The sequence below is a fragment of the Pseudoalteromonas piscicida genome (assembly GCF_000238315.3).
GTDB lineage: Bacteria > Pseudomonadota > Gammaproteobacteria > Enterobacterales > Alteromonadaceae > Pseudoalteromonas > Pseudoalteromonas piscicida.
Window position 1 is genome coordinate 3,437,617 of record NZ_CP011924.1, and the last position, 20,683, is coordinate 3,458,299.

5 protein-coding genes are annotated in these 20,683 nt (G+C 45.7%); 4 read left to right on the forward strand and 1 reads right to left on the reverse strand.

Annotated elements, in window-relative coordinates:
• Nucleotides 1-47 precede the first annotated feature (47 nt).
• Nucleotides 48-2,213 (reverse strand): TonB-dependent siderophore receptor, encoded by a 2,166-nt coding sequence (locus PPIS_RS15745; protein WP_010374397.1) that lies wholly within the window; start codon nucleotides 2,211-2,213, stop codon nucleotides 48-50.
• Nucleotides 2,214-2,407: 194 nt separating this feature from the next.
• Between PPIS_RS15745 and PPIS_RS15750 the strand changes: the two genes are divergently transcribed.
• The 4 genes from PPIS_RS15750 (at nucleotide 2,408) to PPIS_RS15765 (ending at nucleotide 20,662) form a co-directional block, all read left to right on the forward strand.
• Nucleotides 2,408-7,024, forward strand: a complete 4,617-nt coding sequence (locus tag PPIS_RS15750; RefSeq protein WP_010374399.1) for a non-ribosomal peptide synthetase — start codon at nucleotides 2,408-2,410, stop codon at nucleotides 7,022-7,024.
• 143 nt (nucleotides 7,025-7,167) lie between these two features.
• Nucleotides 7,168-16,248 carry a non-ribosomal peptide synthetase gene (locus tag PPIS_RS15755; protein WP_010374401.1) on the forward strand — a complete coding sequence of 3,027 codons (9,081 nt, stop codon included), beginning with the start codon at nucleotides 7,168-7,170 and terminating at the stop codon, nucleotides 16,246-16,248.
• Nucleotides 16,249-16,474: 226 nt separating this feature from the next.
• A complete protein-coding gene (locus tag PPIS_RS15760; protein WP_010374403.1) occupies nucleotides 16,475-17,536 on the forward strand; it encodes a TauD/TfdA family dioxygenase in 1,062 nt (353 codons plus the stop codon).
• Nucleotides 17,537-17,551: 15 nt separating this feature from the next.
• The gene (locus tag PPIS_RS15765; protein ID WP_010374405.1) at nucleotides 17,552-20,662 is read left to right on the forward strand and encodes an amino acid adenylation domain-containing protein; all 3,111 of its coding nucleotides are present in this window, start codon (nucleotides 17,552-17,554) and stop codon (nucleotides 20,660-20,662) included.
• The last annotated feature ends 21 nt before the right edge of the window (nucleotides 20,663-20,683 follow it).

Sequence of the window (20,683 nt, forward strand, 5' to 3'; positions counted from 1 at the left end):
GAGGGGCTTTGCAGCCCCTTTTTATGTTTCAATATATAGCTGTTATATTAGAAACGATACTTCATGCTTAAGTTATATGCACGAGGTTCACTATACTTTTTAGGAACGAATCCATAGGTATCGTAAAACGTTTCATCCGTGAGGTTGCTGACACTCAATTTAAAGCTTAACTGTTTTGAATGATCGTACTTGATATGAGCATTTACTAGCGTTTGACTGTCTTGCTCTGCGCGTACTGCCCCGCGACGACCACCTGCAGGGAGGCCAAGATCAACACCTGGCACATTTAAAATATCTACTTTTCGGTCTGTATCCCATGTTGCATTTAAGCCGAAGCTCCACGCGTCATAAGTATATTTAGTGCTAACGTTAAGCGTTTGTCTTGGTGCGTATAAGTTGATGTCTTCACCGTTTTCATCAACCACATCAAAGTCACTGTAGCCAATATTGACCTGCCAATCTTCTGTAATGTTGGCATCCAGTTCGATTTCAAAGCCATCCGCTTCGGCACCATCTACCGGACGATATCTTGCAGGTCGCTGATCGGCATATTCTGGAATCACAACGCCAAAGTCTTCCTTCAAGCTGTCAAAGTAAGCCATGTTTAAGCGTAAGTGGTTATCAACTAAGTTTGCTTTAAACCCGACTTCGACATTGCGTGCAGTAATAGGAGTAAGTTGCTTTAAGTTGACGTCGACTTTGTCTAGCTGAGGCTCATACGCATCGGTATAGCTCACATACGTACTGACCTGTTCATTGATGTCATAGACGAGGCCTAGGTATAAGCTTTCCCCTGTTTCGTCACCCTTATCGCTAGAGAATCCACTCCAAGCGAAATCTCGCTCATTGGTGCGCTCGTAATCGAAAAACTTGATACCCGCAATGGCATGTAAATCATCGGTTAGCACGAGCTTACTACTAATCGCTAAGCTTTGCTCTTTAGTTGTCTTATCCCAATAACCAATAAATTGCTTGTCCGTAGCGGTTAAATGTGATGCTGGATGAAGGTTATTATTGATGGATTGCAGCGGATAGAAGATAGTTCTGGCATTTTCATCTAACTCTTCATAACGATCATCAGTAGACTCAAAGTCAGCGTTTAGATAAGTTACATTCACTTGATGGGCGCGGTCAAACAGCTCAAATCGGCCAACCAAGCCTAAAATAAAGTTGGTACCATCAACGGTTTCAATCCAGCGGCGATCACCACCTTGCAAACCAAGTCCGGTTTCTTTATCTGGATTGCCACTAAAATAGGTCATAGTAATGTCAGCTTCTGTTTTGCTGTACTGTGCACCAAAGTTAAGTTCCCAGTCTAAGTTGATTTGATGAGAAAGCTTGAAGTGATAACTTTGATGGGTATTACCATTGTAACTATCCGGAGAAGAGAGGTTGGTTTTTTTATCTACCTCAACAGAAGAACCATCAGAATAAAAAATTGGCAGTCCCCATGGTGATAGTTTTAGCTCATTATCTTGATAGTGTACGGTAAATGACGCTTCGGTATCTTCAGAAAAGTAATGATGTAGCTGAGTGTAAGCAACGATTTTATTGCTGTTCTCTTTGTCTACGTAACTATCTTTGTCTTCATACGCGAGAATAATACGGCCTGCGAGCGCTTTATCATCGCTAAGAGCGCCTGTGGCGTCAACGTGTGTGCGAACTTTATTCCAAGAACCAAATTCCGCGCCGACTTCAACGAAGCCATCGCGATCGGGTTGTTTGGTAATAACATTCAATGTCGCTGAGGGTTGTCCTGCTCCCGCCATTAAGCCAGCCGCACCTCTGAGCACTTCAACACGATCATAGACTATGGTATCTAGACGACTTTCCTGCGGGCCTGCGATAGAAGTCGGTAGGCCGTCTTTAACAAGTGCATTAATTAAATAGCCGCGAGAAGTAAACTCGGTATTATCACCGGCTCCAAACTTATAACGAGAGATACCCGTTGTTTGAACCAGCACATCTTCCAAATCGTCTAGTTCAAAGTCATCCATGTACTGGTGACTTAGCACAGTAACCGATTGAGGTGTTTCCTTGATACTAAGATCTAGGCCAGTAGGGCCTGAGTTGCGTTTAATGGGCTGGCCCACAACATCGATCCGCTCAATGTTGTTACTATTTTTTTCAGTGTTGGCCTGAACGTTTGGAGAGAAGTATACCAGTGACAGCATGAGCGTTAATGCTGTTGATTGATGAGCTTTGCTTCGCATGGGTTTTTCCATTCCTGATTTTGTTATTTTGGCAATAATTGAGCGCACTGAGTGCGCTTCCCCAAGGACGAAAAGTCGAAACAAAAATTTAGTAAAAGGAATCATTTTTATTTGCGACTGTTTTTTTCATTTTTTCACTCGTCTACTTGCCAAGTAAAAGTGGCAGTTGCATTGTCCTAAACTGGAGACCGAAAGTGGAAGCACCAACGAGAAAACGCCAACGAAAATCTAGGCTACACTCGACATCAGCCCAACAGCTAAATGACTTGATAAAACAAAGGGCAAATACAACTCAAATGAGTTTACCGAGCCGCTCTGAATTGCAGGCTAAAGCGCCGTTAACAGCCGCACAGCAAAGGCTTTGGTATGCTTGGAGAATTGCACCGAATGATAAAGCTTATAATTTGGCAGGCTCTTTGTATTTCGATGGACAGTTAGACGCTGAGTTGGTGAAACAAAGCTTTGCGGTACTGCAGGCTCGACATGGTGCATTACAAATCCAATTTACTGAAACGCTTGAAGGTGTTTTTCAGCAGCAAAATCCCCAACTGACGTTTGAATTTGTTGCGCTGTCGCAAGCGCAATCAAGCCAAGAATTGATCACTGAGGCGCTTACGCAAGCAATGCGGCCATTTGACTTGTTGTCGGACCCGTTACTACGTGTGGTATTGATCACACAAGGTAAGCGTTGCGAACTGTTAATTGTCATGCATCATATCATTACCGACGGTACTTCAATGCAAATCTTGTTTGATGAGTTTGTAGATGTTTATCAATTGATTGCCCTTAATAAGGGGCCGTCAATTGAGAAAAAAGTCGACTATATTGATTATGCTTTGTGGCAATCCAAGCAAGAAAATAGCGCGAAACTCGAACAGCAAAAACATAACTGGGTAGCACGGTTACCAAAGGGGATAGAAGCAATCACCTTACCGGCAACGGAGTCAGCAAGGCGGTTAGACACCTATACAATGGCGACTCATAGTATCACTTTATCACAAAGCGTGGCTGAGACGGTTAGCACAGCAGCAGAGCGCTTTGGTACGACGCCTTATCTGGTGATGCTTACAGTCTTCCAAATGACACTACAACGTTATAGTGGTCAACAGGATGTGTTAGTCGGCGTACCCGTTGCAAACCGACATTTAGCCGAAACGTTGGGGGTGATCGGTTTTTTTGTCAATACTCAAGTCAGCGCCCTACGAATTCAAGATAGCGATAGCTTTGCGACACTGATAGCGCAAGCAAAAGATCATCATCACTTCGCGCAATCTAATCAAGATTTACCATTTGAACAGCTTATCGACGCGCTAGCTGTCGAGCGAGTCAATGGCACACATCCGCTCTTTCAGGTGATGTTTAACTATTTACGTCGTGATAAACAAAGTGCCAAAAAGCTAAATAATATCGCGTTAACCCATACCCAAGCGCATCGCTTTACTATGCCGTTTGATTTGCATTTAGACATTATTGATATTCAAGGTGAGGGCGTTCAGTGCCACTTTTATTACGCTAAGGAGCTATATCAAGCGTGTTTTATCACGCAATTGCAAACTGCATTTTTGTCTGCGCTTACTCACCTTAGTGCATCAGCTGAGGTGCCCGTGACACAGGCAAGTTTATGGCAAGGTGATGTTGTGAGTCGATTGCCAAGTGGTCCGCGTGTTCAAGCGCCTGATGATTTGCTTATTCAGCTGCAGCGATATGGTAATCGGCAGCCAGAAGCGATAGCGGTTTCAGGTGCATCAGGGGCACTCACCTACAAAGAACTGGTGCAACATAGTGATAAAGTTGCTGCATTACTGCAAGCTCAAGGCCTCAAACCACAAAGCTTAGTGGGGTTGAGAATGTCCCGTGATATCGCATCATTAGTGTGTATTTTTGGTATCTTAAAAGCAGGAATGGCGTACGTCCCCATTGATGCTTCATTGCCTATATCACGACAGCAGTATCTTGTTGAGAATAGTCAACTTGCACTGGTGGTGAGCGACGTTGAAGCCATACCAGAGATAAGCTGTGAGCAATTGAGTTATCGGCAACTAATGACTAAATCGATCACAGAGCTGGTGTTGCCATCACGTGATGGCAAACAACTTGCTTACGTGCTCTATACATCGGGCTCTACGGGATTACCAAAAGGAGTAGCTGTCACCTTATCGGGACTAAACAACTACTTAGCAGATGCAAGCTCGCGTTATATGCATGACTGTCAGCGTGCAGTAGTGAGCTCGACCTTGTCTTTTGATGCAACGATCACAAGCTTACTGGTGCCTATCTACGCGGGTAAAAGCGTGCAGCTGATAAATCAAGATGACGCACTGCTCAATCATGTTGCAGATAGCATTCAACACGCAACTGAAGATACCTTATTTAAACTCACACCTGCGCACCTTGATGGGCTATTAAGCCTTGGCCGTGACATCACTTCTTCATGCCATCATTGTTTTGTTATAGGTGGTGATAAGTTGATGTCTGGTACTGTGAGTAAGCTTCGCCGCCAGCTAATCAATAGCCGATTCATTAATGAGTATGGCCCGACAGAAACGGTGGTAGGATGCTCTGCATATACGGTGACGCCCAAGTCGTGTACAGATTATACCGTTCAGCCTATCTCCAATGCGCTAAACAATACCGAGCTATTTGTGCTGGATAAGTATCTAAATCATTGTCCCGCCAACGCGGTTGGGGAGCTTTACATTGCAGGGGCAGGGCTTGCTCAAGGTTATGTTGGACGTGCTGATCTGACCGCTGAACGCTTTATTGCGAACCCATTTAGTGATGATGGTAGCCGTTTATATCGCACAGGAGATATCGTGCGCTATGAAGCGGATGGGACTTTGTTATATCTTGGACGCAGTGATAATCAGGTAAAAATTCGTGGTTATCGTATAGAGCTTGCAGAAATAGAAGCGCAGCTTTGCGCTTTGCAAAACATCGATGAAGCAACCGTAATAGTTGATGCAAGCGCAAATTCCTCACGTATTATCGGGTATGTTGTGGCCAGTGAAATTGACGAGCAAGCAGTACTTTCTCAATTAGCAAAGCAGCTACCTCAATACATGTTGCCATCCACCATTATCGCTTTAGATCACTTACCACTTACGGTGAATGGCAAAGTAGATAAAGCGGCACTACCTAAAGTGGACATTCAAGCTGACATCAACTTTGTTGCACCACAAGGAGCAGTAGAGCAATTGGTTGCTGGGTTATGGCAAGCCCAGCTTGGTCTTGATCAAGTAAGTCGACACGATAGCTTTTTTAAACTAGGCGGAGATTCCATTATTGCACTGCGCTTTATCGCTGCGCTCAATCAAGCGCTTGGCTATAGCATAGCGCTTAAAACGCTGTTGCTCAGCCCTGTACTGTCACAGTTTGCCGAGGCGATTGAATTGGAACAAGGGACTATTACAGCGCTCGAGAAAAGGCCAAAGGATTTCCCTGTTGTAGTGTCGCCAGGGCAAAGAAGTTTATGGGTTGCGCATCAGCTTGCAGCAAACAAGGGCCAAGCCATGAGTTACAACATGTTTGGCGGTGTTGATTTACGCGGCCACTTGGATATAGACAAATTACAATACGCATTAGATAAGTTAGTTGAGCAACAATCTGCGCTGCGGACGCGGTTTGAAGAAATAGATGGTGAAATTAGGCTAGTGACCGTTGCTCACAATCATATTGTGATTGAACAACAGGATTTAATTGCATTGACTGAGCGTGCAAAAACGCATGCGCTCGCAGAACAACAACAGCAACTGTCCGCGCACCAATTCGACCTTGCAGCACTTCCCCTTATTAAAGTTAAGGCCGTTTGGCTTGCGCCAGACCATCTACGTTTGCTGGTGAATATGCATCATATTATTTCTGACGGTTGGTCCATTGCGATTTTTATTGAATCATTGAGTCAATTTTATGGTGATACTAGTCAAGTGAAGGGGGCTGAAATTCCCTATGACTATGCTGATTTTGCGTATTGGCAACAGCGGCGCTTACTAAGTGAAGAAGCAACAAAGCAACAAAGCTACTGGCGCAATACATTACGTGATGCACCTGCGCTTTCGTTATTTCCTGCGCATAAGCCTTTATCTGAGCAGGCTAGCGATCTGGGAGAAGAAGTACGATTGGTGTTATCTGTTGAGCAAAGTGAGCAGCTTAGGGCGTTTGCCAAAGCACAGAATGTTTCTCTAAACTCGGTAATGATGACCGCGTACTTATTGTTCTTACAGTTTGTGACCAAACAACAAGACTTAGTGATCGGGACTGATCTCGCTGGCAGAGAAATACCAGAGTTGGAAGCTATCATAGGTTATTTTGTGAAAGTTCTCCCTGTTAGAACCCAGCTATCTTCAGCCGCCACCATGGAAGAAGTACTGAAAGAAGTACACCATGCGTTAGCTGTGACGGTGGAACATCAATTGATGAGCTTAGATGAAATAATTAAGCAAGTGAATCCACCCAGAAACCAGTTCAATGCACCGATCCTACAGCAACTATTTGTAATGCAAAATGCGCCAAAACCAAGTTGGCAAGTAAAGGGTGTCTCATTTTCCCCCGCCGATATTGATTTGCCTAAGTACAGCAAGTTTGCCAATGCGTTATTTGTTACCCCTAATGACGAAATTGAATGTACTTGGTTATATCGAAAAGCGCTTTATGATCAACCCGCTATGGCGGCTTGGCTGGAGCAATGGAGTCAGCTTCTATTATCTCTCACAGCAAAGCCAAATACGGTGATTAGTGAGCTCTATCGTTCTATGTCATCTGCTACAAACAATAGGCCAAAGCTCAACAAGTTTGCCAAATTTAAATCGCGGTAAGTGATTACTGAGCGATAACGATAAAAGCCAAGTGGGTAGACTTGGCTTTTAAAATGAAAAGTAAATTTCAATAGCGCTATACCGTCTTACTGATACTTTGGCCGCCTCGCGGTGTCAACTTTGAAGATAGGCATGGTGTAAATATGCAAGATGATTTTTTAGCGGATATTGATAGCGATATATTGAGTTTACTGTTAGAGCAAGATGCCAGCGAAGGGATCCCTCATCTATCCGGTCATACCGCACCCTTATCATATTTACAGCAACAGCTTTGGACGCTGCAAGCATTAGATGAGTCGAATACAAGCTATCTCATGCCTGTCGTCTTTGAAGTCCATGGTCAAGTCGATGCAGTCAGGTTAGAGTTGGCTCTACAAGCTGTGATTGCCAATCATAGTGTATTTAGAACGCAATTTATCGCAAATGGTAATGAGCCAACACAAGTTGAGCTGGACAGTGCTGTTTTTTCGTTAGAGCAAGTTCATAGTGATAAATGTAGAGCTAGCTACCTGGCGAGCGAAGAATTAAACACTTGGTTAATGACAGCTAACGATTTAACACAAGTGCCGCAACTCAAAGCTCAACTCATCAGTTGCGCCGATCAGTTGCAAATTCTTGCATTAAGTTATCATCACTTAGTTTCTGATGGTTGGTCTAATAACCTGATTTTGGCCGATTTAAAACGCGCCTATCAGGGACTTTCCCTGTCTAAGCCTACACTACGCTATCTTGATTTTGCACATTGGCAGCGCAGTGAATTGTCCGACGCGCATCCTGCTGTCGGTTTTTGGCTGCATTATTTAAATGCCCCGCGACAACCAGTGCGATTACACCAGCAGCGTTTCACGTCTAATAAGTTAAGCTCAGCAGGCGCGCGTCAACAATTTATGCTCAATGCGCCGTTAAGTGTGGAGCTTAATGATTTTTGTAAACGAAATCAGGTCACGCCGTTTGCATCCTTGCTGGCGGTATGGCAGTTATTGTTATCTCGCCACCATGGGAATGATCAATTTGTTGTTGGAGTCCCCAACGCGGGTCGCTCGCAAGAGCAAGTGCAAGACATCGTAGGCTGCTTTATTACCACGCAAGCCTATCGCTGTGAGGCCCATGCAGCCCGATCTTTTATTGATATTGTGAAACGAATACAAGGACATGCACTTACTTGCACGCAATACAGTGATGTACCGTTTGAATATGTGTTGTCGGTGTTACCAGAACATCGCACTGAGCAGTATCAAGGTAGTTTTTTTCAAGTGGGGTTTGATTGCCAACCGCAGTTACAAGGACAACTCAACTTCGCTGATTTCTCGCTAGAACCTGTCGCGGGTGGCAGTACCCAGAGCAAGTTTGCCATTGCACTATCGGTGCAAACTAGCGAGGCCAATATAGCGTGTGAAATTGAGTACGATCTCGCACAGTTTGATCTCCAATATATACAGACACTACAACGAGAGTTCTGTTTACTGCTTACCTTAGCTTTGGGACATGAAAATGAGACCATTGGTAATTGGATTGATGTGGCCTACGAAAACCAGCGCCCGTATTTGCCTGAAAGTAACGCGAATAAGGGTAAAACCTTGGCTCACGTTGAGAAGTTAACGCACACCTTGATTCGTCAACAGGCTCTTGCCACGCCAACAAATACCGCAATGATTTTTCAAGATCATCACTTTGATTATCAATGGTTAGAAGCACATGCCAACTATATTGCTTCGCAACTTCAAACTGTTGGTGTAAAGGCTGGGGAAGTCGTGGGTATTGCATTGCCAAGGTCGCCTTATTTGGTGGCAAGCTTGCTCGCGTGTTTTAAGTCTGGAGTGACCTATTTACCACTGGACGCTAAGCTGCCCGAAGATAAGCTAACTCACATGATAGAAGATAGCGGCTGTGTTTTGGTATTGGGCGAGCAATTGCACTTAACATCGCTTCCTTTGATAGCAGAAGACGCATTAGTTTGCTCGGATACCTCTGATTGGTTTGCACAAGACTTAACTATTGACGTCCATCCTGAGCATATCGCTTATCTTAACTACACTTCTGGCTCGACGGGTCAAGCGAAAGGGGTAGCGGTAGCACATGGGGCGCTTAGCCGTTATATATTTACGGCAGCTGATTTTATCAATCTTTCGCAACAAGATGTGGTTTTACAGTTTGCGACGGCGAACTTTGATGCCTTTGTTGAGCAGGTCTTTCCAACCTTGGTGGTTGGCGCTGCACTGGTTATTCGAGACGATAGCTTGTGGGATGCACAACAATTATTTGAGCAGGCCCGCAAACATCGCATCAGTGTTATGGACTTAAGTGCCGCTTATTGGCGCCAAGTAGCTGAAGATTGGTGTTATTTAATGCCCAAGCACAATTGGCGCTTACCGGCGTTACGACAGGTGCATTCCGGTGGCGAAGCCATGTCAAAACAAGCTATTAGCGCTTGGCGACAAGCAGGCTTGGCAGACGTAAAATTGGTCAATACCTATGGACCCACCGAAATTGTGGTGGAGGCCGCAATCTTTGATTGTACTAAGCTCGATGTTGCGCATATCGACTCCGTTCCGATTGGGACTGCTATTGCAGAGCGTAAACTCTATGTACTAGATGCAGAGCAGAACTTGGTACCACAAGGGCAAGCGGGTGAGCTCTATATTGGAGGCGAGATTCTGGCTCAGGGTTACTTTGGCCGAGCCGGCCAAACTGCTGCAAGCTTTGTGGCCGACCCATTTAGTGACTCAGGTAAGCGTTTATATCGCACTGGAGATTTGGTGAGATGGAACGAACACGCGCAACTTGAGTTTATTGGTCGAGTCGATAACCAAGTCAAAATCCGTGGTTTCCGGGTCGAAATTGAAGAGGTTGAGCTTAAATTGCGTGCGATGGCAGGCGTAAGTGATGTGGCTGTTGTTGCTCAGCAGCATGCAGGAACAACTAGGTTACTCGCTTATCTCTGTTCACATAGAACGGCACAAGACATTCAAGCCGATACCAGGGCGGCGCTACCCGAATACATGGTTCCTGCAGTATTTACACTAATGGATAGTCTGCCGCTGAACGCCAATGGCAAAGTGGATCGTTCAGCTTTACCAGCACCCAAGCACCAAGAGCAAACGCAAATCACGGTCTGTGTTGGTGAGGCTGAACAATCGATCGCTGCAATCTGGTGCAAATTATTTAATCTGGAGCAAATAGGCCGAGATGATAACTTTTTTGCCCTCGGTGGCGACTCGATAATTTGCCTACAAATGGTGTCTTTGTGTCGTCAAGCTGGCTGGGAAGTATCACCTGGACATGTGTTTGCAGCGCAAACCATAGCGGGTATTGCGGCGCTTGCCGTCCAGTTAGCTGAGCCAAATCCGGGCGACGAGGAAGAAGTCAAAGGGCAGGCGCCACTTTTGCCTATTCAGCAAGCCTTTTTTGAGCAGCGAGAGCATGCACCACATCACTACAACCAAGCGGTCATGTTACGCTTGGAGCAAGCGTTAGATTGGCGTGTATTCAAGCAAGTGATAGGTCGACTCATTCAGCATCATGACGCCCTAAGGCTGACATTTAGCAAGGACAGTCAAGGTTATTGGCAACAATCTTTTGGTGATTATCACGAGTCGATGCTGGCGCAGGTTTTCACAATGTATCAAGTGGAGAGTGAGCAGATCACTGCGCTGGCAGAGGAAATACAAGCAAGCTTGAATATTCAAGATGGGCCTTTGATGCGTGCGGCAGTGATGACAGTAGCCGACGGCAGCTATCGTGTCTTGCTGGTGGTTCATCACTTGGTGATTGATGGCGTGTCTTGGCGCATTGTGTTGGATGATTTAGCAACCGGCTATGAGCAGTTGCTGAATTCTGCAGATTGGCAGCTACCAGCCAAGTCGAGCAGTGTGAAAAAGTGGGCCGAAGCGCTACAGCACTATGGTGAAGCGTTTGCTGATGAAGCTAATTTTTGGCATATGCAAACCGCATCTCCTTTACCTTTCCCTTATCAGGATGTGGAAGCAAGTGCAGTTGAAGCCAGCGTAGCAACCGCAGAACAACAATGTTCTGTCGAACTCACAACACAGTTACTGACCCAAGCAAGTCGGCCATATCGCACCCAAGTTAATGACTTATTATTAAGTGCGCTGAGCGAAGCGGTGTATCGCTGGTTAGGAAAAGATGAATATGTGCTCCATTTGGAAGGACATGGTCGAGAACCTTGGCAATCAGAGATTGATTTGAGTCGTACGGTGGGTTGGTTTACCGCTATGTTCCCGCTGAAACTATCGCGCCACGGCAACTGGCTCGACACGATCACTGGCACAAAAGAGGTTTTGCGTAGGATCCCAAATAAAGGAATTGGCTATGGCGCACTTAAGTATGGCAATTCCGCCACACCTACACACTTGCCAGAAATTGCGGATATAGAATTTAACTATTTAGGCCAGTTAGACAATAACTTTACCAGTGATGATATATGGCAACCCGCCGTTGAGTCTACAGGGGCAAGCCATAATGGCTTGGCAAAGGTGACGAGTGAGCTGGCGATACAAGCACAGGTCTTAGGAGGGCAACTCCAGATCCGCGCAAGTTTTGTTGAGGCTCGACTGAGCGCAGGCGCAGTGAATGATTTTATGAGATTGTTCCAGCAATGCTTGGAGGAGTTGGTAAGCCACTGCGAAACAGCAACCGCAAAACTAAGTCGGTCTGATGTGCCACTAGCGCAACTCTCGGACGACACATTACGGCAGTTAGATGCTGAGAAAATCAGCAAAGTTTATCCTCTTTCAGCGATGCAAGAAGGCATGCTTTTCCACGCTTTGTACAGTGACAATAGTGCTTACATAAATCAAATGCAGTTCGCTGTAACCGGTTTAGATATAGACGCATTTAGCGCTGCTTGGCAACGAGTAACAGATCGCCATGATGCGTTAAGAACGGGCTTGCTCACTCAGGTCACGCCGCCACATCAATATGTTGTTACATCACATCAGGCTGATATCACGGTACTTGACTGGTCTATGAAAAACCGAAATGTACAGGCTGAACTCGGTCAGCTGGCAAAGCAGCAAGTGGCATCAGGCTTTAATTTAGAGAAAGACATTGGCTTTAACCGTGTGGTTATCGTTCGGCTCAATGCCACGCAATACAGAGTTATTTGGACCAATCACCATTTATTCACTGACGGCTGGAGTGCTTCTCGAATGATGGGCGAACTACTGAGTGCCTATCAAGGACAAGCGCTGACAGCTGTAACTGGTCAGTACGACAGTTATATTGCGTTTTTACAAGCACAAGACCAAGTGCAGAATAGCCGTTATTGGCAACAGCAATTACAACTATTGAGTGAGCCTTGTACGCTGTTCAATCAAGCGGAAAAATTGCATGTAGCAGAAAACCAAGCTGGTCAAACAAGCTGGATAATTGACTCCACACAGACCGAAACCCTCCTGTCTTTTTGTCGTCACCAGCAGATCACGGTAAACACGTTGATCCAAGCCGCATGGTCATTGGTATTGAAAACCGCTCTCGGGCGCAATGCCGTATGTTTTGGCTCGGTGACCTCAGGACGACCACCGCAGCTTCCCCAAAGTGATAGCATGCTCGGTTTGTTTATAAATACGTTACCGACGATAGTAACGCTGGAACCAGAATTGCCCGTTGGACAATGGTTGCAGCAGCTACAACGCCAAAGCATAGCTGCACGTGAACATGAATACACTCCCTTAAGTGATGTTCAAAAATGGGCAAGAGAAGGAGGATTGGACTGCCCAAATGGATTATTTGATACATTGGTTGTCTTTGAAAACTACCCGATAGCGGAGGCACTTCAGCAAGCTGATAAGGAATCCACGCAATTCGAGCTTGTGGCTAGCCGCGAAGAGACGGATTACCCACTGACGGTATCGATTTCACAGCAAGAGACCATCGACATTGCTTTTCACTACCAACTCGCAGCATTAAATAAGGTTGAGGCAAAGCACTTACTTGAGCGTTTTGTGCTTATTATTTCGCAGTTGGCGCAAGGAGTGATGCAGCCTCTTGGCAGTATAACCGCATTGAGTGCGGAGCAGGAAAAGGCATTACTTGAACTTGGTGATCCCCGAAGCAGGCAGGAAACACAAAAAGTCGATATTATGGAGTGCTTATACCAGCAAGCTGAGATGCATCAGCATAGTGCACGGATCCACTTTGAAGACCAGTCACTAAGTTATCAGGCTCTGTTGTCACATAGCGAAAAGATAGCCGATGGTCTCCAACGCCAAGGGATCCGCCGTGAAGATCGTGTTGCATTATTGATGAGGACAGGACTCGATACGCTTGCGAGTATCTTAGCCATTTGGCAGCTTGGTGCAATATACGTCCCTCTTGATTCCGACTCTCCAGATTCCCGTCTGCATGATATCCTTGCAGTGAGTGAACCGCGATTGGTGCTATATCAAGGGAAAGGGCTTGAGCACTGTGCTGTTGAGCAAATTTCTCTCAGCAGTATCATAAACTTAGCGAGCCACGCTAAGCGAGAAGTATCTATACAGCATCCACAGCAATTGGCATACCTGGTGTTTACCTCTGGCTCTACTGGCAAACCAAAAGGGGTTGCGGTCACACGAGCTGCACTATTGAGCCATTGTTTGGCAATCGCCGATGCTTACCAATATAAGGCCGCCGATCATGCTTTGGCATTTGCTTCATTGGGCTTTGATGCAGGGCTTGAGCAGGTTTTTGTGCCGCTGTTAACGGGTGCCCAACTCACTATGGTGAATGGTAAAACGCTATTACCAGAGCAGTGTAGCGAACTCATCACAGCCAAGCAGATCAATATCGTTGACTTACCACGCGGCTATTTACAGCACTTGCCGCATCTTGATGCGGTTCGCTTGTGCATTGTGGGTGGTGAGGCTTGGCCAGTGCAAGAACTACTTCAATGGCGCCAGCGTGCACCTCACACACAATTTATCAATGCTTATGGGCCAACAGAAACAGTGATCACGCCAACCATTTGGCAAGACGATAACACTTCATTGCTCGACAGTGTTTATGTGCCGATTGGTTCAGTCGTTGGCGAGCGTCATGCCTACGTGTTGAGTGAAGAGCTTAACCTTACGCCGCAAGGTGGAATTGGTGAGTTGTACATTGCAGGTACGTTGGCACAAGGTTATTTTGCTAGAGCGGATTTAACCGCAGAGCGCTTTATCGCAAACCCATTTAGCGATAAAGGCGAGCGTTTATATCGTACAGGTGATCTGGTGCGTTGGGGCAAGCAAGGCGAACTTGTTTATCACGGGCGTGCGGATCAACAAGTTAAAGTACGCGGTTATCGAATTGAATTGGCTGAAATCGAAAAGCAAATCACGGCAATGCCTAGCGTAAATAGTGCACTGGTCCGTCTGCAAGAAACTCAGCAAGGGGCACAGCTAGTTGCTTATGTGATAGGAGAAGATCTGGATCTCAATGCGCTGCAAACACAAGCTCAACAGAGGTTACCTGATTATATGCAACCGGCTTATTGGTTTGCATTGGCCCAATTTCCGTTGACTATAAACGGAAAAATAGATGTAAAAGCGTTACCTCAGCCCTCACGGCAAGCAAGCCAAACTGAAAGCCATGCAATGAACACTCACGAAAAGCAACTGGCGGCGATTTGGCAGGCGTTATTAGGCGTTGAAGCATCATCCCATAGCCAGTTTTTCCATGCGGGTGGGGATTCTATTCTAGCTATGAGGTTGACCTCGCAAATCAATCAAACATTTGGGTTGAATCTAGGGGTCAGGGAAATCTTTGAACACAGTGAATTTACTGCGTTGGCACAATATATCGCTGAGCAGCATCAAGCGAATAGGGAGGCTGAAGCGATTGTACTACAAGCACTGCCTTTTGAGCAGCAAGTGCCCGTATCGGCGGAGCAGCGTAGTCTCTGGATCACGGACAAATTAAGTGAAGAAAAAGATAAAGCGGCTTATAACATCACTACGAGTGTGAATCTCTTTGGTGAGCTTGATGTGGTAAGCCTGCAGCAAGCATTTACTCAGTTACTGGCGTGGCATCGTACGTTCAGTTATCGCTTTATTGAGCAAGAAGGCGATGTGGTTGCGCTTTACAGTGAGGAAAATGAACTGAATTGGCAGTTCGTGAAACTGACTGATGGCTTAGAGCAAAATACGCAAGAGGCGACCGAGTTGCGTCAACACTTCGAGCGTACACCGTTTGATTTAGCACAAGATGTTTTACTACGAGTGTTGCTGGTCGAAATTGCGGATAAACACTATCAGTTAACCATTAACATGCATCACATCGTCAGTGATGGGTGGTCTATGGGCAACCTGGTGCAGCAGGTTGGTGAGTTTTATTTGGCACAGGTTGAGAAACGCGAAACCGTTTTACCTGCGCTGCAAGTTCAATATAGTGATTATGCTAAGTGGCAGCAGCTGCGCTTGGCAAGTGATGAGGCGCGCGAGGTTGCTCAATATTGGCGAACTCAATTGGCCGATGCACCTATGCAAACCCTGATCCCTCTGCATTCACCGCGTCCTGAAAATAGTGATACAAAAGGTGAAGTTATCGACTTTACCATCGTGGCCGAGGTGCGCCAAGCCATCGAGCAGTTAGCGCAACATCAGCAGTGTTCTGTCTTTAGTGTACTGCTGGCAAGTTATGCTGCATGGTTATATGAAATAACTGGGCAGCAAGATTTAGTGCTAGGCACTGATCTGTCGGGACGAGAACATGCCGACCTAGAACCTTTGATCGGATATTTTATTAGGGTACTTCCATTGCGTATCCGCCTTACTGGCGCTATGGGCTTTGCTGAGCTGTGTGCGCATGTTCAACACACCTTACTCGATGTACAAAGCAATCAGTTGTTTACCTTAGACGGCGTGATTAATGAGGTAGGCGTACAAAGAACTGCGGGGTTGTCGCCATTATTCCAACAGCTTTTTGTAATGCAAAATACGCCAAAGCCGGATTGGCCAATTGAAGGGCTCAATATGGAAGGGCTCTCCTCTACAGATACATCGAGCAAGTTTGACTCAGCAATCTTTATTGATGCTCAAAAGAGCGCTTATCAAGGCCGTTGTTATTACAAGAGCGGACTATATCGACGAGATAAAATGCAAGTTGCACTGGATAGATGGCTAGCGTTGCTTGGGCAGTTAGTGCAACAGCCCGCACTAAGCTTAGCGACGTTCAGACCGCAAATTAGCAAACAAGCGAGTCAGAATAAGTTTAAATCAACGAAGTTTGCAAAGTTAAAGAAGTAGCGAACTCCAGATCATAACCGGTTTAACTATCTGTATAAAAATGAGGTGCGAGATGCACCTCATTTTTGATTCAAATCAAGTAAATCTTCTACTTTGTAGTAAAGAAAATAATTTGCCTTACGTCATATCGCTAAGCAGACCAACTCAAGGTGGCAGGGCGATGTTCTATTGGAGGTCCGATAGTTCATTACCGCGGATTGGTATGAGTCTATGACAGGAGAAAACGATGACGTCCACTGTGCGAAAAGGTAAATTTTCATCACTTAAAAAAGGGGTAAAACCCGCAGCTAGCGCTACTCAGGCTGCAACTTCTACGACATTTTTCCCAGGAGCCGAAGGGTTTCCTGCGGTGATCCAACCAACCAGTAAAGATTTAGACCCGTACATTTGGGCTGAAGCAAATCGAGATTTTATAGAAACTAACTTGCTGAAATATTCAGGGTTGGTCTTCCGTGGTTTTGGCCTAAAAACACCGCAGGACTTTGAGCAATTTGCCAGTGCGATCCAACCTGGGCTTTATGGTAACTATGGTGATCTGCCCAAAAAAGAGGGCGGCAAGAAGACGTATAAATCGACTCCCTACCCTGAAAACAAAATGATCCTTTATCACAACGAGAGCTCTCACTTAGAGCAGTGGCCTCGTAAACAGTGGTTTTTTTGTGAACTACCTTCACCTGTTGGCGGTACAACCCCGATTGTCGATTGTCGTCGCATGTTATCTGTGTTGCCAAGTGAGTTGGTTAAGAAAATTGAAGAAAAAGGCCTGCTCTATCCTCGCAATTTCCACAAAAGTGTGGATGTAAGTTGGCAACACTTCTATAAGACCGATAGCAAAATTGAGGTGGAAGAGCGACTCCGCGCAGCAGGTATTGAATACAGCTGGTTAGAAAACGATGGCTTACAAACCAAAACTAAAACCCATGGGGTAATAGTCCATCCGCTTACGAAAGAAAGGTCGTTCTTTAACCAAGTTCAATTACATCATATCGCCTGTTTGGAGCCAGAGGTTAAAGAAAGTCTAATTGAACTGGTGGGTGAGCAAAGATTACCTAGGCATGTCTACTTTGGCGATGGAAGCGCGATTAGTGAGGAAGAAATGGCGATTATTGGTGCCGCATACGAAACCTGTGCCGTTCGCTTTGACTGGCAGCAAGGAGATGTCGTGATGCTAGATAATATGCTTGCTGCACACGCAAGAGATCCATTCGAGGGTCCACGAAAAATCGTTGTTGCGATGGGGGACATCTATACGCAACAAGAGTTACAACACGCAAATAACGTAAAGTAAAAGGTAGTGTATCTTATGATCCAAGAATATATTTCTGCTTATCCACAAGGTATTTCACTTAGTGCACAGCAGCAAAACCAAGGTAATTCATTAGAGCCACTGGCTTTTAATAGTACGCTCTTACGGCTGGATTTTCAGTATAGCGCTGAGCAGCTACAGGCAAGATTAAACGAAGTAATCGATGACAATATTGTACTAAGTTTTGCATTTACCGAAGTCCCAGGCTTTCGTGGGTTAAGGCAGTTACCTCAAGAGGTCGCCAAACCAGTGGTTGAGTCAGTGACGCTAGAATCGAGCACCAGCATCAACTTAGCAACATTAGATAGTTTATATCCGCTGTCGTTAAACCCGGCATCGGGTCAGAATCTACAAGTAATAAGAGTCGCTCATCAAGACGAGGTTTACCTTTTGGTGCGCACGCATGCGCTATGTGTTGATCTTGTGAGTACTGAAAACATTGCGCAACGATTGCTAGCGCAGAACGTTGAGCGTGAGGAAAGTGTTCAATATCCAGATTTTCTCGCTTGGCTTGAAGAGCTGACCAGCAGTGAAGAATCACTTCAGGGTAAAGCCTATTGGCAGCAATATATTAGTCAACTTAGCACGGCAAAAGATCACTTCGCGTTGCCTTATCATAAGGCCCCTGAGCAAGGTACATTACAAAGTTTGCAATGCGTTGATGATGACTTACCACAAGCGGTTGCTGACGGCATTACAGCGCTGGCACAACAGTTAGAAGTCGAAGCCGAAAGTGTTTATTTGTCACTTTGGTGGTTGTTATTAGCACGTATTTCGGGGCAAAGCTTTATTACTAGTATTGGCTATGATCCTCGCAGAATGAGTGAAGACCTGGCTGATGCGCTCGGGGTTTATACCCAAGCACTACCCGTTCAAGTACCTGCAGCTGCGATGCAAGTACTGAAAGAATGGATAGGTCAGTTTGCTTTCACGCTAGAACAACATAATGAGTGGGCTGAATGTTTTGAAAGTCCTGAGGGCTTAGCAACAAGTAGCATGATGACTCAGTTCGCTTCTACACTTGCGAGTGTTGAAGCCACAGCAGTGACGGCTGATAATGCTGAGTTGAGTTTAACCATTGCTGATGACCGCGTTAGGTTGCAATTTAATAGTGCTGCGTATTCTCATCAAGCTGCTACCTTGTTACTGGAGCAATTTGTGTATTTACTCGCTCAGGCACCGCAAAAGTTGGCGACTCCAGTGAGTGAAATTTCATTAGTTACGCCATTGGAGCAGCAGCGTTTTGTTGAATTGAATGCCGATAAAGGGGTAACAGCCTCTCATATCTTTGAACAGCTCGATTATTTTGCTGATGCTAACAGTGAGCATGTGGCTTTGGTCGATGGCGCGCATGCTCTGAGCTATAACCAGCTCGTGACTTTAGTTAATAAATTGGCTCAAACATTACAAGCTCAAAGTATAAAGCAGGGTGATATTGTGCTGTTATCACTGCCTAGAGGTTGGCAGCAGGTCGTTACGCTGTTGGCCGTGATGCGAGCTGGTGCAGCATATTGCCCTATCGACCCGAGTTGGCCAGAAGCGCGTAAGCAGCGTGTACTAGAAGCTGCCAGTGCCACAATTCATATCCATGAGCAAAATATTGAGCAGTTACTACTTGATGCGCAACAACTTGAGCTTGATGCGGGTGTCTTGCCAGAAATAAGCTTGGATAACACCGCCTATGTGCTATTTACGTCGGGTTCGACGGGGGTACCAAAAGGCGTGGCGATTGCACACCGACAACTTGCGCAGTACTGTGCGGCCTCATCCCATGCTTTAGGCTTACAAGAGAATCAACGCTTTGGCTTAACGTCGACCGTAGCGGCTGATATTGGCAATACAACATTGTTTAATGCGTTTTACAACGGTGCAAGTTTAGTTGTAGCGAATGAGCAAGAAATGCTTGATGGTGAGGCATTTGGTCGCTTTGTGGCAGAGCAAGACGTTGATTGCGTAAAAATAGTACCTTCTCACTTGCAAGCGTTACTAGAAGTCGTACCGGCGCGTCTTCCAAGTAAATTGATCCTTGGTGGGGAAGCGGCAAAACCTACGTTGATCCAAAAAGTGCATAAGCTTGCCCCACAGGCACAGGTATTTAATCACTACGGCCCAACTGAAACGACGGTCGGTGTGATGTCACACCAATACGAAAATAATGTGCGCTTTGATGCTGCGGTACCTAGATTAAGTCATGTTTTCTCTGGTACTCAAATTTTTATCTTAGACTCCCAAGATGCACTGTGTGCTACTGGTGAGCAGGGTGAGCTTTGTATCGCTGGTCAGCAATTGTCTCCCGGCTACATTAACGTGGGGTCCGACGATGCGTTTGTAAGTAACAGCCAATGGGCTGAGCGAGTCTATCGAACTGGAGATCTCGCTCGTTATCTACCGGATGGCTCCATTAGCTTATCTGGTCGTAAAGATGACCAAGTTCAGATCCGTGGATTCAGGGTGGAACCTAACGAGGTGGCACAGTCAATTTCTCAGCACTTGGCAAGTATCGATTGCTTTGTTGCTGTACAACATTATGGCAACGAGGCTGTATTGGTTGCCTTTCTTACTCAGTATCTGGACAAACAAACTACCCCGGCAGAGCTGCTTACAGGACAAGACAATTTGGCGCTGCAAACGCAACTACGTGACGTGTTGCCTGATGCAATGGTACCGGCATTCTTTGTCAGCATAGCTGAGCTGCCTTTACTGGCTAATGGTAAAGTGGACCGCCAAGGTCTACCTAAGATTGCTGATCTTACATTGTCTACCTATGTAGCCCCGAATAGTCAGTTGGAAACCTTGCTGGCGTCAACACTGGCGAAGATTTTAGAAGTGGAACGAGTCAGTTGTGATGCGAGCTTCTTTGATTTGGGTGGTCATTCGCTATCAGCCATCAAATTTGCGACGCGGATTAAGAAATTACTATTACTCAACGTTGAGCCTGGTGTGGTCTTTGACAATCCAAGTATTCAATCTTTGGCGCAAGCACTAAATAACTTAAGTGGCGATCCGTCTAGATTGGAGAAATTAGCATTGACGCAAATTAAACTGGCAACGCTGACCCCTGAGCAGCAAGCAGCATTGCGTGAAAAAATGGGTCTGAAAGCCACATAAATATCAAAGTGAAGGCGTAGC

Coding starts and splice junctions, on each gene's coding strand:
- PPIS_RS15745 (WP_010374397.1), bottom strand. CDS start 2,213: ATGCGAAGCAAAGCTCATCAATCAACAGCATTAACGCTCATGCTGTCA.
- PPIS_RS15755 (WP_010374401.1), top strand. CDS start 7,168: ATGCAAGATGATTTTTTAGCGGATATTGATAGCGATATATTGAGTTTA.
- PPIS_RS15760 (WP_010374403.1), top strand. CDS start 16,475: ATGACGTCCACTGTGCGAAAAGGTAAATTTTCATCACTTAAAAAAGGG.
- PPIS_RS15765 (WP_010374405.1), top strand. CDS start 17,552: ATGATCCAAGAATATATTTCTGCTTATCCACAAGGTATTTCACTTAGT.